14 protein-coding genes and 1 tRNA gene are annotated in these 17304 nt (G+C 53.7%); 12 read left to right on the top strand and 3 right to left on the bottom strand.

The features are described 5' to 3' along the window. Positions 1 to 5: 5 nt before the first annotated feature. The 7 genes from ACZ5FM_RS17585 to ACZ5FM_RS17555 all read left to right on the top strand — a co-directional run bounded on the left by ACZ5FM_RS17585 (position 6) and on the right by ACZ5FM_RS17555 (position 8264). The gene (locus ACZ5FM_RS17585; protein WP_464039353.1) at positions 6 to 893 is read left to right on the top strand and encodes an SDR family oxidoreductase; all 888 of its coding nucleotides are present in this window, start codon (positions 6 to 8) and stop codon (positions 891 to 893) included. 385 nt (positions 894 to 1278) lie between these two features. Next, the gene (locus tag ACZ5FM_RS17580; protein WP_192487804.1) at positions 1279 to 1638 is read left to right on the top strand and encodes a septal ring lytic transglycosylase RlpA family protein; all 360 of its coding nucleotides are present in this window, start codon (positions 1279 to 1281) and stop codon (positions 1636 to 1638) included. Between the two features lie 107 nt (positions 1639 to 1745). Then, positions 1746 to 3035 carry an RsmB/NOP family class I SAM-dependent RNA methyltransferase gene (locus ACZ5FM_RS17575; RefSeq protein ID WP_464039352.1) on the top strand — a complete coding sequence of 430 codons (1290 nt, stop codon included), beginning with the start codon at positions 1746 to 1748 and terminating at the stop codon, positions 3033 to 3035. A 154-nt stretch (positions 3036 to 3189) separates the two neighbouring features. Then, complete coding sequence (locus ACZ5FM_RS17570; RefSeq protein WP_464039351.1) at positions 3190 to 4467, top strand: imelysin family protein; 1278 nt, start codon at positions 3190 to 3192, stop codon at positions 4465 to 4467. 42 nt (positions 4468 to 4509) lie between these two features. Next, the gene (locus tag ACZ5FM_RS17565; protein ID WP_464039350.1) at positions 4510 to 6039 is read left to right on the top strand and encodes a di-heme oxidoreductase family protein; all 1530 of its coding nucleotides are present in this window, start codon (positions 4510 to 4512) and stop codon (positions 6037 to 6039) included. Then, the gene (locus ACZ5FM_RS17560) at positions 6039 to 7160 is read left to right on the top strand and encodes an imelysin family protein (protein ID WP_464039349.1); all 1122 of its coding nucleotides are present in this window, start codon (positions 6039 to 6041) and stop codon (positions 7158 to 7160) included. Before ACZ5FM_RS17565 ends, ACZ5FM_RS17560 begins: the two co-directional genes overlap by 1 nt. A 6-nt stretch (positions 7161 to 7166) precedes the next feature. Continuing rightward, a complete protein-coding gene (locus ACZ5FM_RS17555) occupies positions 7167 to 8264 on the top strand; it encodes a DUF1513 domain-containing protein (protein ID WP_464039348.1) in 1098 nt (365 codons plus the stop codon). An 11-nt stretch (positions 8265 to 8275) separates the two neighbouring features. On the opposite strand, the gene ACZ5FM_RS17550 is transcribed toward ACZ5FM_RS17555, so the two are convergent. Beyond that, complete coding sequence (locus ACZ5FM_RS17550; protein WP_464039347.1) at positions 8276 to 8530, bottom strand: aspartate/glutamate racemase family protein; 255 nt, start codon at positions 8528 to 8530, stop codon at positions 8276 to 8278. 249 nt (positions 8531 to 8779) lie between these two features. On the opposite strand from ACZ5FM_RS17550, the gene ACZ5FM_RS17545 reads away from it, so the two are divergent. Next, entirely contained in the window at positions 8780 to 9496 is a 717-nt protein-coding gene (locus ACZ5FM_RS17545) for a CatB-related O-acetyltransferase (protein WP_464039346.1), read from the top strand. 492 nt (positions 9497 to 9988) lie between these two features. Here the strand turns inward: ACZ5FM_RS17545 and ACZ5FM_RS17540 are convergent, their stop codons facing one another. Both ACZ5FM_RS17540 and ACZ5FM_RS17535 read right to left on the bottom strand, forming a co-directional pair. Beyond that, positions 9989 to 12214 (bottom strand): capsular polysaccharide export protein, LipB/KpsS family, encoded by a 2226-nt coding sequence (locus ACZ5FM_RS17540; RefSeq protein WP_464039344.1) that lies wholly within the window; start codon positions 12212 to 12214, stop codon positions 9989 to 9991. A 167-nt stretch (positions 12215 to 12381) separates the two neighbouring features. After that, positions 12382 to 12458 (bottom strand) — tRNA-Arg (locus ACZ5FM_RS17535). A 409-nt stretch (positions 12459 to 12867) separates the two neighbouring features. On the opposite strand from ACZ5FM_RS17535, the gene kdpF reads away from it, so the two are divergent. The 4 genes from kdpF to kdpC are packed head-to-tail and all read left to right on the top strand — an operon-like array spanning position 12868 to position 17301. Continuing rightward, positions 12868 to 12954, top strand: a complete 87-nt coding sequence (kdpF, locus tag ACZ5FM_RS17530; protein ID WP_352230564.1) for a K(+)-transporting ATPase subunit F — start codon at positions 12868 to 12870, stop codon at positions 12952 to 12954. Positions 12955 to 12971: 17 nt separating this feature from the next. Continuing rightward, positions 12972 to 14681, top strand: coding sequence for a potassium-transporting ATPase subunit KdpA (kdpA, locus tag ACZ5FM_RS17525; RefSeq protein WP_464039343.1), 1710 nt, complete (start codon positions 12972 to 12974; stop codon positions 14679 to 14681). Positions 14682 to 14692: 11 nt separating this feature from the next. After that, positions 14693 to 16729, top strand: a complete 2037-nt coding sequence (kdpB, locus tag ACZ5FM_RS17520; protein WP_464039342.1) for a potassium-transporting ATPase subunit KdpB — start codon at positions 14693 to 14695, stop codon at positions 16727 to 16729. A 2-nt stretch (positions 16730 to 16731) separates the two neighbouring features. After that, positions 16732 to 17301, top strand: a complete 570-nt coding sequence (gene kdpC, locus ACZ5FM_RS17515; protein WP_464039341.1) for a potassium-transporting ATPase subunit KdpC — start codon at positions 16732 to 16734, stop codon at positions 17299 to 17301. Positions 17302 to 17304 lie beyond the last annotated feature (3 nt).

The raw sequence follows: 17304 nt of genomic DNA, 5'->3' as shown, positions 1-17304 counted from the left end.
CTATAATGCATGCGATGATTTTGGGAGCCGGATATTCCGGCAAGGCGATAGCGACCAACCTTCAAGCCCATGTCTCGCAAATTTCAGGCACAACACGCACAGCCGACAAGGCCGATCAGCTTGCAAAAAACGGCATAAAGCCCTTTATTTTTAACGGAGAAGAGCTGAGTGACGCATTGCGTGACACATTTTCAAGTGTAACTCACCTCATACAATCCATCGGACCGAACGACGCTGGTGATCCGCTGTTATGCCTTATCGGCAACACACCGATGCAAAGCCTGATGCCGAAACTGGAATGGGTAAGCTACCTGTCAACAGTTGGCGTTTATGGCGACCACGGCGGAGAATGGGTGGACGAAGACACAGCTTGCCGTCCGGTCTCGGTTCGCTCAGTTCAAAGAGTGGCGGCAGAGGACGCATGGATGGTGCAGGCCAAAACCTCCGGCCTGCCACTCTCGATCTTGCGGCTTTCCGGTATTTACGGTCCGGGTCGAAATGCATTTCGAAACCTGGAAAACGGAACAGCACGCCGGCTGGTCAAAAAGGATCAGGTCTTCAATCGCATTCGGGTGGAGGACATCGGTGCGGCATGTGCATTGCTTTTTGCCCGGAAGGCTGACGGTATCTTCAATGTGACCGATAGCGAGCCCTGCCCGCCGCAGGATGTTGTGACCTACGCTGCTCAACTGATGGGGCTTGAGCCACCTCCAGAGCAGGATTTCGAAACCGCTGAACTCTCCGCGATGGCCCGCTCCTTCTACGGCGAAAACAAACGCGTCTCCCATCGTCGTATCCAACAGATGGGCTTTGAATTTCGCTACCCGGATTACCGGATGTCGTTACTGCAAATGTGGGACGACAAGGTCTGGCAAGGGGCAGCGGATGGCTGAATCCAGTGGCTGTTTTGGCATGAAAAATTCATCCAAAGCCAGTTTAGCGGATGAATTTATCAAGAATTTGCCACATTAAGATTTGGTTAAACCGGATTTAGGGCGCCAGATTCACAGTCTTGGAAAATTTTTTCATAACAGTTTTGTGAACGGTCAGAACTTAAAATTCATTAGCAATTGCTTTTCAATTTACTGTTGATTCTAAAGAAATTTTTCACTGTTTCTCAAAAAGCTCAACATTTTCAATCATCACGATAAAATCATGATTATTACAGTCATTTATATTTCGTGATTAGAAAAAGGCTCTTTTTTGCCATTTTTCGCCCTTTCTAAGCGCCGCACAGATCAACCGGCGCCCGCTGATGATAAAGGGAAGCACAATTTGATGAAGATCGGCCACAAGACTATCGCCGTTGCGACTATAGTTTGCTGTTCGTTTATTGCTCCACTTCAAGCCAATGCAGCAAATGGCTGCGGCGGGGCATCCTGGTACGCACTAACCTCGAAGACTGCTTCCGGTGAACGCATGAACCCATCCAACCTGACGGCGGCCCATCGCTCGCTTCGGTTCGGCACCAAGGTCAAGGTTACCAACAACCGCAATGGCAAGGCTGTGATCGTTCGCATCAACGACCGTGGACCGTTCATCAAGGGTCGTGTTCTCGATCTTTCCAAGGCTGCCGCACAGCATATCGGCATGGTCAGCTCCGGTACTGCAAAAGTTTGCTACCAGATCATCAGCTAAGCCCTGATAATACGGCTTTACCCGGAAATCGGGTAAACAACGTGAAAGCCTTGCTCTCGCCGCCATTCACCGCTACCAACCAGACTATCATAGTTGAGAGGTAGCATATGCGTTTGGGCGGGCGTTTAGCCGGGGCAATCGAGGTACTGGCCGATATCGAGACGCGCAAGCGCCCTGTGGCCGATGCCTTGAAGGATTGGGGACTTGCACATCGTTTTGCAGGTTCCGGTGACAGGGCAGCCATTGGCAACATCGTTTACGATGCCCTGCGCATGAAACTCTCCCACGCTTGGCTGATGGACGACGATAGCGCAACCGCGCTGGGTTACGGTGTGATGCTGCGCCAATGGAACATGACCGCAGATGCATTGCGGGCCGAGTTCGATGGCGACAAGTTTGCACCAGAGGCGCTGTCCGACAGTGCACTCAATGCATTTCAATCGCGGAACCTTTCCGATGCCCCCCTGCATGTTCAAGGTGATATTCCTGACTGGGTGCAGGCTTCGTTTGAGGAAGCGTTTGGTGAAAGCTGGCTGCAGCAGGCACAATCGCTGAATGAGCGTCCAACGCTCGATCTGCGTGCCAACACCTTGAAAGCCACCCGTGAAAAGGTTCTGAAGGCCCTGGACGACGCCGGGGCGGAAAAGACGCTGATTGCACGGCAGGGCATCCGAATTCCCGCAGGCACAGGCCCATCGCGTCTGCCAAATGTCACGGCCGAACTTTCCTTCCAGAAAGGCTGGTTCGAAGTGCAGGATGAAGGCTCGCAGATCGTTGCCGATCTGGCCGGTGCACAAGAGGGCGAACAGGTTCTCGACTATTGCGCTGGCGGCGGCGGCAAGACATTGGCCATGTCCGCATCCATGAACAACAAGGGCCAGGTTCACGCCTTTGACGCAGACCGGAAACGGCTTGCGCCGATTATCGAGCGTCTCAAGCGCGCCGGAACCCGCAACGTGCAGGTCCATGATCGCGCCGCGGGCCTTAATTCATTCCTTGGCAAATTTGATCGTGTGCTTGTCGATGCGCCCTGCACAGGCACCGGTACCTGGCGCAGACGCCCGGACACCAAATGGCGCATTACCACCCGTAATCTTGACGAGCGTGTGGAACAGCAAAATGATGCGCTGAAACAGGCCAAGGCATTTGTGCGTCCCGGCGGTTTCCTGCTTTATGTAACCTGCTCGGTTCTGCCGCAGGAAAACGAACGCCAAGTCCGGCATTTCTGCGCAGAGAACCCGGAGTTCAGCATTCAGTCGGCACTTCCACAGTGGGACAGCCTGTTTGGAAAGGCTGGCAAACGCCCGCATTCGTCCGATGGCGACACCATTACATTGACACCTGCTTCAACAGATACGGACGGCTTCTTTTTCTGCGCGATGCAGAAATCCGCCTGACCTCGAGCATTTGACGCCCGTCAAAATGACGGGTGTCAAATTCGACCGTTCTGTTTGAAAAGGTTCTAAACTAGATAATTTGACACAGGTTTGTGATTGGTTCAGAACTCGGCTGCCCGCGGCGCAGGATATTAGCGTCGCAAAAGGAGGGACCATGATCCGCAAATCCATTCTCGGCGCCACCCTGGCGCTTCTGGCCGCCTCGGCCACATTTACCGCTATTCCTGCCCGTGCAGCGACCGACCCGGCTGCTGTCGTCAAGCATTATGCGGAGCTCGCACATGCCAAATTCGAAGACTCGTTGAACACGGCGAAGGAACTTGAAAAGGCTGTAGACGCGCTGATCGCGACACCAAGCGAAGATACGCTGAAAGCCGCCCGCGTCGCTTGGATCAAGGCGCGTGTTCCTTACCAGCAGTCAGAAGTCTATCGTTTTGGCAACCCGATCGTTGACGAGTGGGAAGGCAAGGTCAATGCCTGGCCGCTGGACGAAGGCCTGATCGATTACGTCGACGCATCCTACGGCACTGAAAGCGATGAAAATGAACTTTACGTTGCCAATGTGATCGCCAACAAGACGCTGAAAATCAGCGGCGAAGATGTTGATGCTACCAACATCACACCAGAGCTTCTGCAGAGCCTGCATGAAGCCGGTGAAGTTGAGGCCAACGTCGCCACTGGTTACCATGCCATTGAGTTTCTGCTGTGGGGACAGGATCTGAACGGCACCGGCCCCGGTGCAGGCAACCGCCCTTACACCGACTACGACACCAAGAATTGCACCAACGGCAATTGCGACCGCCGCGCTGCCTACCTCAAGGCTGCAACCACGCTGCTGGTTGCTGACCTGCAGGATATGGTCACCGCCTGGGCACCGGAAGGTGAAGCCACCAAGAATGTCACAGCCGATCCCAAGGCGGGCATCACTGCCATCCTGACCGGTATGGGTTCGCTCTCCTATGGCGAATTGGCAGGTGAGCGCATGAAGCTTGGTCTTCTGTTGCACGATCCGGAAGAAGAGCATGATTGCTTCTCCGACAACACCCATGCCTCGCACCTGAACGACGCCATTGGCATCGCTTCGGCCTATACCGGTGAATACACCCGCGTTGACGGCACCAAGCTGGCCGGTCCTTCCGTTTCCGAACTGGTCGCGGAAAAGGACAAGGCGCTGGACGAAGAGGTTAAGGGCAAGCTGAACAAGACGCTGGACGCCATGCATGCCATGGAAAAGCGCGCTGAAGCCGGCGAAGCCTATGACCAGATGATTGGTGAAGGCAACGCTGAAGGCAATGCCGTTGTTCAGGCAGCAATCGACGGTCTCGTTGATCAGACCAAGAGCATCGAGCGCGTGATCACTGCCCTCGACCTCGGCAAGATCGAGTTGGAAGGCTCTGACAGCCTCGACAACCCGAACGCTGTTTTCCAGTAAGAATGAGGCGGGCCGTACATATCTGTGCGGCCCGGTCCCCCCATGCCCCATTTCCGGCCCTCCCGGTTGCTTCTTTGTGCGTTGGCGGCAACAAGCCTGCTGCGCCCTTCCTTAGCCGATGACAAAACCTCCGCGTTGCGCAGCGATCTTTCAGACGAAGACCGCAACCGCGTGAGTGTGGTCACGGCACCGACGGTGGACTTTTCAAAGCCGGAACCTTTTGAAGCGATGTCTGCTGGAGCAACCACCAGCCGGGCAAAACCAAATAGCGGCGCTTTTTCGCATTTTTCCGCCAATATGCCGTTCGAGCGGCGGCAGGATTTCAAGCTGGGCAACGCATTATTTCAGAAATTATGGGTGTCCTCACCCTCCTCCACACAGGCGTCAGACGGTCTGGGGCCGCTTTATAATGCCCGCTCGTGCCAGAGTTGCCACGTCAATGACGGGCGCGGCCGCCCACCCCGCGAGGGAGAGGACGCCGTTTCGATGTTTCTGCGGCTGGCCCGCGCAGCATCAAGTCAGTCCGAACGGGACGCCATCGCTCGCCATGATGTCCTGAATTTTCCCGATCCAATTTATGGCGGGCAATTACAGAACCTCGCCATTCCCGGCTTGAAATCCGAAGGACGGCTGACCGTTACCTATCAGGATATGCCGGTTGTACTTGGTGACGGTGAAGTCATAACACTGCGCAAGCCGACCTATGGCATTGACGGGCTGAACTATGGTCCACTTGATCCCGCCGCCACCCTATCGGCACGCATTGCGCAGCCAACACTTGGTCTAGGGCTGATCGAAGCCATCCACGAAGACGATATTTTGGCCAAGGCCGACCCTGAAGACCGGGATGGCAACGGCATTTCCGGCAAACCTGCCTGGGTGCGAGACCAAAGAACGGGCGATCTCAAACTCGGCCGTTTTGGCTGGAAAGCGCAAAGCGCCAATGTGCGTGACCAGAGCGCAGCGGCATTCTCCCATGACATCGGCATTTCCACGCCGGACAGACCAAACGCCTATGGTGACTGCACACCCGCACAGACCGACTGTCTTGCCTTGCCGACCGGGGTTCAACCCCGGTTGGGCACGACCGAGGCGCCGGACCCTGTTATGGATCTTGTGACCTTTTATACCGAAAATCTTGCCGTCCCTGCCCGGCGTAAGGTGAGTGACGCTGAGGTTCTGCGCGGCAAGGAGATGTTCTACACATCCGGCTGCACGACCTGCCACACGCCGAAATATGTCACGCGCCGTGACGCCACCGACACGTTGCAAGCCTTCCAGCTTATCTGGCCCTATTCCGACTTCTTGCTGCACGATATGGGAGATGGTTTGGCCGATGGGCAGCAGGTGGGCGAGGCAAACGGCCGGGAATGGCGCACACAGCCTTTGTGGGGCATAGGTCTCACGAAGACCGTCAATGGAAATACGTTTTATCTGCATGACGGGCGCGCGCGCGACCTGACCGAAGCCATTCTGTGGCACGGCGGAGAAGCGCAGACCGCACGGGATGTATTTGCAGCCTTGCAAAAATCTGACCGGCAGGCTTTGCTGGCGTTTCTGGAGTCCCTTTGATGCGACCTGTCATGCGAAAAACCTTGTCCCTTCTGCCAATGATGCTGGTTCTGACGGCGTTTAACGCCAAAGCGCAGGATGTGGAACTCTCTCCACCGCCGCCGCTTGATCCTGCCAAGGTGCGGGTCATCATGAAGAAGGCTGTCGATGGTTTTATCAGGCCGGGTTATGCAGCGCTTGCGGTGTCTGCGACGTCGTTGGAAGGCAACATGAAAGCGTTGTGTGCGGCACCGTCAAAGGAAACGCTGGACGCTGCTACCGCTGCATTTGCCGACACAGTCAAGAAGTGGTCGACGATCGAAATCGTCCGTGTTGGCCCGGTCATTGAACAGAACCGATTTGAGCGTATTCTGTATTACCCTGATCGCAAGGGCCTCGGTCTCAAGCAAGTTCAGCGTTACCTGACCGAAAAAGACGAAACTGTTACAAATGCGGAGACCCTGAAAGGCAAAAGCGTTGCCGCGCAGGGTCTGGGCGCACTGGAGTTTGTTCTTTACGGCACCGGTTCCCAAGCGTTGCGACAGGAAAAAGACGGCTTCCGTTGCAGATACGGTGCTGCGGTTGCTGGCAACATTGCCAATGTTGCCAAGCATCTTCAGGCCGTGTGGGACGAGCCCGATGGTGCTGCAAAGAACTGGACGGAGCCGGGTCAGGACAATCCGGTATTCCGTGATGAGCGGGAAGCGATCGTCGCTCTGCTCGGCATTCTGGTGCACGGCTCGGAAACCATTCGTGACCAGCGCATCGAGACTTTCTACAAGGGTCCGGAAAAGGTGAAATTTCCGCGCACTGCGATCTACTGGCGCTCAGGGCAGACATGGAAAAGCATCGCCGATAACGTCACGGCCGTGCAAAGCCTGATGAAAACAGCCGGCATGGCTGACCTTTTGCCATCCGACCAACGCTCGATCAGCGGTTCCATCGACTTTCTCGCCAAATCCATGGTGCGGGTTGCTGGCACGATCGATCCCGATGTCGAAAAGGCCTTGGCCAATGACGAGCAACGCGCCAAGGTTGATTACCTTCTGCTGAATGGCCGGGATTTCATCTACCGACTGAACGACCAGTATGGCGGAGCTATCGGTCTGAGTTCCGGTTTCTCTTTTTCTGATGGCGACTGAGGCTCAATGATGACAGGCGCGAAAAGCACTCTGTTGATCGACCGGCGCCATTTCATCGAAGCCGCCGGTGCGTCCTTCCTTGCAGCCCTTGGCCCGCGCTCACTTTATGCGCTCGAGCGGGCTGATGCGGTATTTGCGTCAGGCTTTCGGGCACGCGATGGCTCCTACGGCATTGCGACATTGAGCGAGAGCGGTGAGATCATCGATCGGCTGAAATTGCCAGCACGTGCCCATGGCATGGCTACCTGCCACAGGTCAGGCATGACGGTGGCGTTTGCCCGCCGGCCCGGTACTTTTGCCATGGCCTTCGACCCCGGCGGTGGTGTCGAGCCCATTGTCATGCACACCCCGGAAAATCGACACTTTTACGGGCATGGGCAATTTTCGCCCGATGGTTCCATTCTTTACGCCAGCGAAAACGATTTTGAGGGCAATCGTGGTGTCATTGGCCTTTATGATGCGCGGGACGGTTTCAGGCGCATTGCCGAGTTTGATGCACATGGCATCGGCACCCATGACATGACCGTCAGCGATGACGGACGCCTGCTTGTTATCGCCAATGGTGGCATTGAAACCCATCCAGACTTCGGGCGCACCAAACTCAATATTGACTGCATGCAGCCATCTCTGGTGCTGCTTGATGCCAAAAGCGGGCATCTAGTGCAGAAACACACTATGCCGGAGAAGTTGAGCCAGCTTTCCACGCGTCACGTCGATCTTGGTGAGGATGGGCGCATCTGGTTTGCCTGCCAATACGAAGGACCGCGCAACGACCTGCCGCCGCTGGTCGGATATTTCTCCAAGGGCGAGGATATCACCTTCATTGACCTGCCGGAGGAGACGACCGAACGACTGGCCAATTATGTCGGAGCCATCGCGGTGAACCGCCGTGACGGAGTGGTGGGACTGACCTCACCCAATGGCAATGCTGCAGTTTTGCTTGATGAGGCGACGGGCCGCGTTCTGTCGGCAACGACAGTACGTGAGGCGGCAGGCGTTGCCGCTGCAACCAAGGGCATCATCGTGTCATCTTATGATGGTCATTTTGGCGACAGGCTAACTGATGTGGCTTTCGACCAGCATATTGTCAGGCTGGTCGAATAATCGCTGTCGTATCAGGCGGAAAGCGCTGAAGGTGTCGTGTCGGAATTGGTCTGGTTTTGTTTCCCCATGACAAGCCTGAACGCGCTGCCAGCCAGTGCCTGATTGGAATCGAAAACCTTCAGACCATGCTGGGCAAAACGCGGCATAAGGCTGGTCAGTTCGGTGCAACCGAGCAGAATGGTATCCACCCCTGACAGGCGCAGTTTGGAGCACAGACGATCGAGCCGCTCCAGATTGGCATCCCCAACCGCGCTGTTAACTTTCACCTCTTCCAGCAGCTGCGAAACAAGCGACTGGTCCTCAGGTGACAGGCTCTTGCCACCGAAGAGGTTACGGTGCCGGATCCAGAGTTTTGAATCGCTGCGTCCGCCATATTAGAAAGGTCCGCGACTTCACGATGATAGTGTGGACTTGAGTTGAGACTTTGCAGTCTAAGGCCTCAATGTATGAAATAATTGCTTAATAAGCTCCTGCGTGCATCTTATGATTGCTGCAACGATTCGGAGAACTCGACAATGAACATTTCAATGAACAGTCTGCCTGACTTCCAACGTCCACTCCGTTTCTCCGAAATTCTTGTAGCCGAACGACCATCCTCCCTGCATCTTGGTGACTTTAGGGGCCAAAACTACATCGGGGCTTACACGTATTTGAACCAAGACAGCATCATTTATTCTACAGTCTTGGGTCGCTTTACCTCGATCGGGCATAGAGTAATGATTGCCGCAACGGAACATCCAACCGATTGGTTGAGTACCCACACATTTACACATAGTAATCTGGGACCATTCTCGACATTACCAGAATATCAGGCGATATGCACGAATGAAGAGTTTCCACAAAATGAAGAAGTTACATTTATAGGAAATGACGTTTGGATTGGCTACGGCGTGTACATTCGACGTGGCGTCAAAATCGGAGACGGCGCAATTATTGGCGCGGGTTCAGTGGTAACCAAGGACGTTGAGCCGTACATGATAGTTGCAGGCTCCCCCGCCAAACCAATTCGTTCTCGATTTCCAGCCATTATAATCGAACGTTTGCAACGTTTACAGTGGTGGAACTACGTATTAGACAAAAGCAAACTACCTGGAATTCGTTACGCAGATCCAGCCGCTGCGTTAGGGCAATTAGAGCGTGCGATAGCTGATCGAGAACTTGACGACTTTACTCCTGCAAAAATTGCGTTTGTACGAACTAACGCCGGTATAACGGTTCAAACAGTGGAGTAGAGATGCTTCGTTCTATATTCGCAGAAAAAAGCGAGGGCATACTCGGTGTCCTCAACGTGATATAGCTCATTCAGTTGATTGCGGAGCGGAGCACTGGCGCTTTCCAGAGGCTCAGGCAGAACTGACCAACACTAGATGCAGTAGTCGGCCTAAGGATAATTTATTTACCTATATAACAGTGCGGACATACATTTTATGATATTGGGGGCTCATGATCACTGTTGCCGATGCAAGTCGGGAGTTTCGATCTGATAATCAGCTGGCCTTCATACTTTCTTGCTGCGGGGAAGAACCTTGGATGAAGCTTACCCAACCCCAATATAAAATCTACTTTCGGCCAGCATATCATATCGTGGGATTGACCGGGTAAACTCACAGCAACATTCAGGTGGAACGCGTCTGGTTACGCATGAGAAACGGCTATGAACACATAGAAGGCGTTCCGGACGATGACGTCAGAACGCCTAATATTTTCTAACAGAGTAACTATTCTTAGAACGTAGCTCTCTGAACGGTGAATTGCTCACCCTTCATATTCTTAATTTCCAATGTGTTTCCGCCACCAGAAAGCGTTGCAATATCCAGCATTTTATTCTCCGTCCACCTAATGCATACGGACCCATCACTTAGATTATGCCAAATTGCCTGCGCTTGTCCTCCGATAAGCACATTAAAGTTTTGGTCAAATACAACTTTCTGACCAGAGTTTGTCGCCCAAGTGCCAACGATATTTCCTACAGAAGGAAAGAAATTTGCAGCGCCAGGAAGATTCGTAATAACACAAACAATTTGGTCCGGCCTGCTTCTGCGTGGAATAACGGCAGCCAGCCTATATTGACTGCTGAGCGCTTGGAACAGGCCGAGCCACTGACCAGGATGCAATACAGCGCAATGGCTATGGCCATCATCGTAACATGCAATCACATGGTAGTTTATTGGGGCGCTATTGTGCAGCTTTCTGAGTATCATAGGCAAAGCATCTGGCTCAAAATGTTCAAGCACGTCTGCAGAGCAACAAATGTCACCCGGGTATATATCGTCAGTTAGTACGTTGGTACGAACAAACTCAACGTTATGAGGAAGTTGCCCAAGCAGAGGCGAACGCGCCCAATCAAGGCCAACAACTTTTTCAACGGTCTCAGCAATCTTTTTCAAAAATCTACCGTTGCCACACCCAACTTCAACTATCGTGCGGGGCCGAGCTGACCAAATAACGTTTGAATGGTCCACCAGCCAGTTGTTAGCTTGATAACCCGCATCAAAATCATGAAGCTTTTGATAATCCGACGCCGTAATATTGCGATGTGTAATGGATGAATCCAGGCCCGCTGCATAGCCCGATCTAAGGAGCTCTGCATCAACATTAACAAACTGACGCATTTTTGTTGCCAGTTCGGCATAAGATGAAAACGCGTTACAGGCAATTTTTTCCATTGCCCTGTACTCAATGCGATTTTCGAAGCCTGCCCCCTGCAGCTTTAAGGCGAAATCTACCGCCTCAGTTGCTGCCTCCCCAGTGGAACTGGTGGCCGCATTCAACTGCTGGCTAATCTTGAGAGCATCGTCCGCAATTTTCTTAAGTTTAGCATTGTCAGTCTGCAAATTAAGAATAGCGCGGCGTAAATGCTCAACTTCAGCATGAGCCTTCATCAACTCTGTGCTTCGATCAACAAACGCCGAACTCTGGGTCGGCATAATATTTTCCAAAGACTGTGTGACAAAACGATTTACCGACTGCGCGTCGGCAGGCGAAAAGCACCAGACGTTTAGATAGTAGGCTAGAAAACGAGCACGGTCCTCAGAGGTTTTCTTGGAATTACCTTGGAAAGCGAACTCAATATCTTCAACTGTCAACAATGGTGTTGACGCGAGTTCATATTCACTTGCAGCGAATGTGAAAAGTGGCTTGTCGTAAAGCAAAGCTTCCAAACCAACGCCGGAGTTACCAACCAAAACACTTTGGCATCCGTTTAAATGATTGTGAACCGAGGCAGACGAAACCTGAACGTTGCTATTGCCGGTAATAACTTTGTCCAATGCCATGCGAACTGCTTCGTTACGGCAAAGCGGATGGCGCTTAACAACCAGCAGAACACCAGTTTTCTGAGCTATTTCAGCTGCTTTTTCCAGTGCCGCGAGAGGATGAACCCGATTGAATTCGGCAACAGGATCTTCAAGCAGTTGCATTGGGAAATAAACATACGGCCGACCTGGATTAAAAAATTCAGTGGATTGAGTATATTTAGATGTATTGGCATTACGAAGTTTGTCACGAAGCGACGCAACAAAACCCTTTGCCTTTTCCGTATCGTAGGAATCTACTTGAGCTTTATAGCGTTCTGGGAAGCGAGCAAGTGAACTCCAGCCAGAATATCCATGCCTGTCGAAGGCATAAAAGTCTATGATAGACGTTTCTTTCAATCGCCAAACGTTATCGACATCGCCGATGGAATGAAAAGAAAATGTTACACCATTTTCTGGCGCTATTCTCGGTGCACGATAAGATCCCCACGGTACAATCGACATCTCGATCGTCACCGGCATTTTAGCAAGAGCAGCGCTCAGCGACGTAAACATACGTCGATGACGCTCACCATCAAGCGAGCTACCAAACCACTCCTCCGGTACTTCGAGATTAACGCGAATTCGATGTGGAGCACCCTCGGAATAGCGGGATACATCTGAATGCCCAAAGATAGATGAGGAACCAACATGCATAAAAACTGGCCTTCTACAGCTGTAATTTATGCGTGTTTATAAAAATATGCTTGTGTCTGGCTGGACAAGTCCTGTCTCAGGCAGACAAGCAAAACACAAATAGTTTTAAAGGCAGTCAAAATAACAATGACCACGTGATTAGATATTCACTTTAACAAAGGAAGAAATGGCGCACCCGAAGAGATTCGAACTCCTGACCCTCAGATTCGTAGTCTGATGCTCTATCCAGCTGAGCTACGGGTGCGTAACGCGAAGACTTGTTTTGCTTGCGTGGCGATCCTCTAAAACGTCCTCTGACTGAATGCAAGCGCTTTTCGTCATAAATTTGCATTTTAAGCCATTATGCGGTGCAAAAACCTTGAAAACTCGGCAGAAAAATTCCTAAAATATATTTAATTACAAAGTCTTATAGATTTTACCGCCCAGACAAAGATTTAATTGAGCCATAAGAGAGGTCTTTCGTCTTTATCTTTTCCTTATGTCGTGGCGACAAATTCCCAATCGAAAACTGACCTGATGCGGCTCTACCCTTTAGCCATATCAACAGGAGAACCTGACATGTCCGACCTCATCTTTGTGGGAGTGGGCTTTGGCACCCTACTGGCTCTGGCGCTTTATGCCCGCGCCCTCGACAGGCTTTAAAGGGGCACACCATGATTGAAGCCCTTTTCGGCCTTCTCGTCGCTCTCGCCCTCGGCGTTTATCTCGTGGTCACGCTTTTGCGGCCCGAACGCTTCTGATTCTACAGGAGATTCTCATGACTATTATCGGGTGGCTGCAAATCAGCCTCCTTTTCCTCGCCGTGCTTATCACCATCAAACCCCTTGGCCTGTACATGGCTCGGGTCTTTTCAGGTGAGCGCACCGTTCTGTCATCGATATTCGGCCCGCTGGAACGCGGTCTCTACACCACCGCCGGGGTTAACCCCAGCAGGGAACAGGGATGGCTTGGCTATACGCTGTCCATGCTTGTGTTCTCGATCGCAGGTTTTGTGGTGCTTTATGCAATCTTGAGAGGCCAGGCCTATCTGCCGTTCAACAGCCAGGGTTTTGCCGGCATGGCCCCTGATCTTGCGTTTAACACCGCCGTTTCCTTTGTTACCAATACCAACTGGCAGAACTATGCTGGTGAAACCACGCTCAGCCATTTCAGCCAGATGGCCGGTTTGACGGTACAGAACTTTCTTTCTGCCGCCACCGGCATGGCGCTTGCTATGGCGCTGACACGTGCCTTCATCCGGTCCAAGGTATCGACGCTTGGCAACTTCTGGGTCGATATGACCCGGGCCACTCTCTACATATTGTTGCCTATCGCCGTGCTGGTTGCGATTGCTTTTGTTGCCATGGGTCTGCCGCAGACGCTTCAGGCCGCTGTCAATGCCACGACGCTCGAAGGTACCCAGCAGGTTATCTCGCTGGGTCCGGTCGCATCGCAGGAAGCGATCAAGCAACTTGGCACCAATGGCGGCGGGTTCTTTAATGCCAATGCCGCGCATCCATTTGAAAACCCGACCACCTACGCCAACTACCTGAACATGTTCGCGATGCTGTCGATTTCTGCAGCGCTGGTTTACACCTTCGGGCAGATGGTCGGGAACCGCCGTCAAGGCTGGGCGCTGATATCAGCCATGGCGGCGCTGTTGATCGCAGGGGTTACCGTCACCTACTGGGCGGAAGCGCAGGGCAACCCGATTATGACCGCCCTTGGCGTTGACCCCTCTCTCGGTAATATGGAAGGCAAGGAAGTCCGTTTCGGACAGGCCATGACGGCGCTTTATGCCGCCGTGACAACCGGCCTGTCTGACGGTGGCGTCAACGGCATGCATGGCTCGTTCACCGGACTTGGCGGATTGGTGCCAATGTTCCTGATCCAGCTTGGTGAAGTGTTGCCCGGCGGTGTTGGCTCCGGTCTTTACGGAATGCTGGTTTTTGCCATTCTCTCGGTTTTTGTAGCCGGCCTGATGGTGGGTCGCACACCGGAGTTTCTGGGCAAGAAAATTGAAAGCCGGGAAATGAAATTTGCCATGCTGGCAGTGCTGATACTGCCCCTGGTCATTCTTGGTTTCACCGCCGTGTCCGCCATGTTGCCCTTTGCGGTGGCAAGTGTTGGAACCGCAGGTCCGCACGGACTTTCGGAAATTCTCTACGCCTACACGTCGGCAACCGGCAATAATGGCTCGGCCTTCGGTGGCCTCAGCGGCAATACCGTCTGGTACAATACGACATTGGGGATCGCCATGTTGCTTGGTCGTTTTGCCTATGTCGTGCCGGTCATGGCCATTGCCGGATCATTGGTCGGCAAAGTCAGAGTGCCAGCATCGTCAGGCACATTTCCGACCAATGGCCCGCTGTTTGTGTGTCTGCTGGTCGGCATCATCCTCATTCTCGGTGGTCTGCAGTTTTTCCCTGCGCTCGCACTCGGCCCTGTTGTCGAGCACCTTGCGATGCTTGCCAACCAGAGCTTCTAAAGGAATACATCATGTCAAAGGACCATAAAGCTCCTGGACTTTTCGACCCTGCCATTGTGCTGCCAGCGATGCGCGACGCTTTTATCAAGCTCGACCCACGTCAGTTGGTGCGCAATCCGGTGATCTTTGTAACCGAGGTGGTTGCGCTGGTGGTGACCCTGCTGTTCCTGCGTGACGTTGGCTACAACCCCTCCCAGGCAACTTTCTCCGGCCAGATCGCCGCATGGCTGTGGTTTACGGTACTGTTTGCCACCTTTGCAGAATCGGTTGCTGAAGGCCGAGGTCGGGCCCAGGCCGACAGTCTCAAAAAGACCAAATCCGAACTGGTTGCCCGCAGATTGTTGTCGTCAGGCAAAACGGAAACCGTGCCTGCCACGAACCTCAAAGTTGGCGATATCGTCGTCGTTTCTGCCGGGGAGCTTATTCCCGGCGATGGCGATGTGATTGAAGGTGTGGCATCCGTCAATGAAAGTGCAATAACGGGTGAATCTGCGCCGGTCATCCGTGAGTCCGGTGGTGATCGCTCTGCTGTCACCGGTGGTACACAGGTACTGTCGGATGAAATCCGCATCCGGATTGGCGTTGCTCCCGGCTCCAGTTTTGTCGATCGCATGATTGCGTTGATCGAAGGCGCCAAACGCCAGAAAACACCAAATGAGATTGCGCTTTCGATTCTACTTTCGGGTCTGACGCTGATCTTCCTGTTCGTATGTGTCGCCATCTGGGGCCTGGCGGGTTACTCTGGCACAGTGCTGTCGGTTACCGTACTTGCCGCACTGCTTGTGACGCTGATCCCAACCACCATTGGCGGCCTTCTGTCGGCTATTGGCATTGCCGGCATGGACCGCCTGGTGCGCTTCAATGTCATTGCCACCTCCGGCCGTGCGGTGGAAGCTGCAGGAGATGTCGACACGCTGCTGTTGGACAAGACCGGCACCATCACCTTCGGCAACCGTATGGCCAGCGATTTTCTTGCCGCTCCCGGTGTCAGCCAGACCGAGCTGGCAGAGGCTGCGCTTATGGCCAGCCTTTCTGATGAAACACCGGAAGGCCGCTCCATCGTGGCCCTTGCGAAAGGTGAATTTGGTATTGCCACGCCAAACAGCACATTTGACAATATCATCCACTTCTCTGCGGAAACGCGCCTGTCCGGTGTCGATATCGGCCAGCGCCGGTTGCGCAAGGGAGCTGTTGATTCCGTCCTCAAATTTGCAGGCGTGAGCGAGGACGCAGCCCCCGCAGCATTTCGCCAGTCCGTGGATGCCATTGCGCGCAGCGGTGGAACGCCACTGGCCGTGACAGACGGGCAACGTTTGCTTGGTGCCATCCACCTCAAGGATGTCGTCAAACCCGGGATCAAAGAACGGTTTGCCGCCTTGCGAGCCATGGGCATCCGCACCGTGATGGTCACTGGCGACAACCCGGTGACTGCGGCGGCCATTGCCTCCGAGGCCGGTGTCGATGACTATCTTGCGCAAGCAACGCCGGAAGATAAACTTTCCTATATCCGCCGCGAGCAGGAAGGTGGTCGTCTGATCGCTATGTGTGGCGACGGTACCAATGATGCGCCAGCACTGGCGCAGGCCGATGTCGGCGTGGCCATGCAGACCGGCACCCAGGCGGCGCGTGAGGCAGCCAACATGGTTGACCTCGATTCCAGCCCGACCAAGCTGATAGAAATCGTTGAAATCGGCAAACAGCTGCTGATGACCCGCGGCTCCCTGACCACCTTTTCCATTGCCAATGACGTGGCGAAATATTTCGCCATTATCCCGGCCTTGTTTGTGGTGACCTATCCGTCACTGGATGCGCTGAACATCATGCAGCTGGCGTCGCCACAGTCGGCCATTCTATCGGCGGTGATCTTTAACGCACTGATCATCATCGCACTTATTCCGCTCGCGCTGCGGGGCATCACCTATCGTCCGGCAAGTGCCGCGGTGCTGCTGCGCCGCAATCTGCTGATCTACGGCTTTGGCGGTCTTCTCCTGCCCTTTGCCGGCATCAAGATCATCGATCTCACCATTACAGCTCTCCATCTGGTGTAACCATGTTGAACCATATTCGCCCTGCCCTGACATTGCTGTTTGCCTTGACGGCACTTACCGGTCTTGCCTACCCGCTTGCCATTACCGGCATTGCGCAGACCGTTTTCCCTAGTGAGGCCAATGGCAGTCTTGTCGAACACAACGGAACCATTGTCGGCTCAAAGCTGATCGGCCAGAACTTTTCCTCTGACAAATATTTCTGGCCACGTCCTTCTGCGACTGGACCGGATGCCTATAATGCGGCAGCCTCTTCCGGCTCCAATCTCGGCACCACGTCCATCAAACTGCGCGACCGCGTTGCTGCAGATGTTGAAAACCTCAAAACTGCCGACATAGGCATGCCACTACCGGCAGATGCTGTCACGACCTCCGGGTCGGGCCTCGACCCCCACATCTCGGTGGACTATGCCCGCGCACAGATCGAGCGTGTTGCCAAGGCACGTGGTTTACCGCCACAAACCGTGGCGGATCTCGTCACCACACATCTGAAAGGTCGTGATCTTGGTTTCATCGGCGAACCGCGTGTAACTGTGCTAGACATCAATATGGCGCTCGATTCCCTGAAACCGTGAGGC

This window comes from Agrobacterium sp. 5Ca50, from assembly GCF_055381905.1.
The sequence above is the reverse complement of the archived record's forward strand: the minus strand, read 5'-3'. Positions and strand labels throughout refer to the sequence as shown.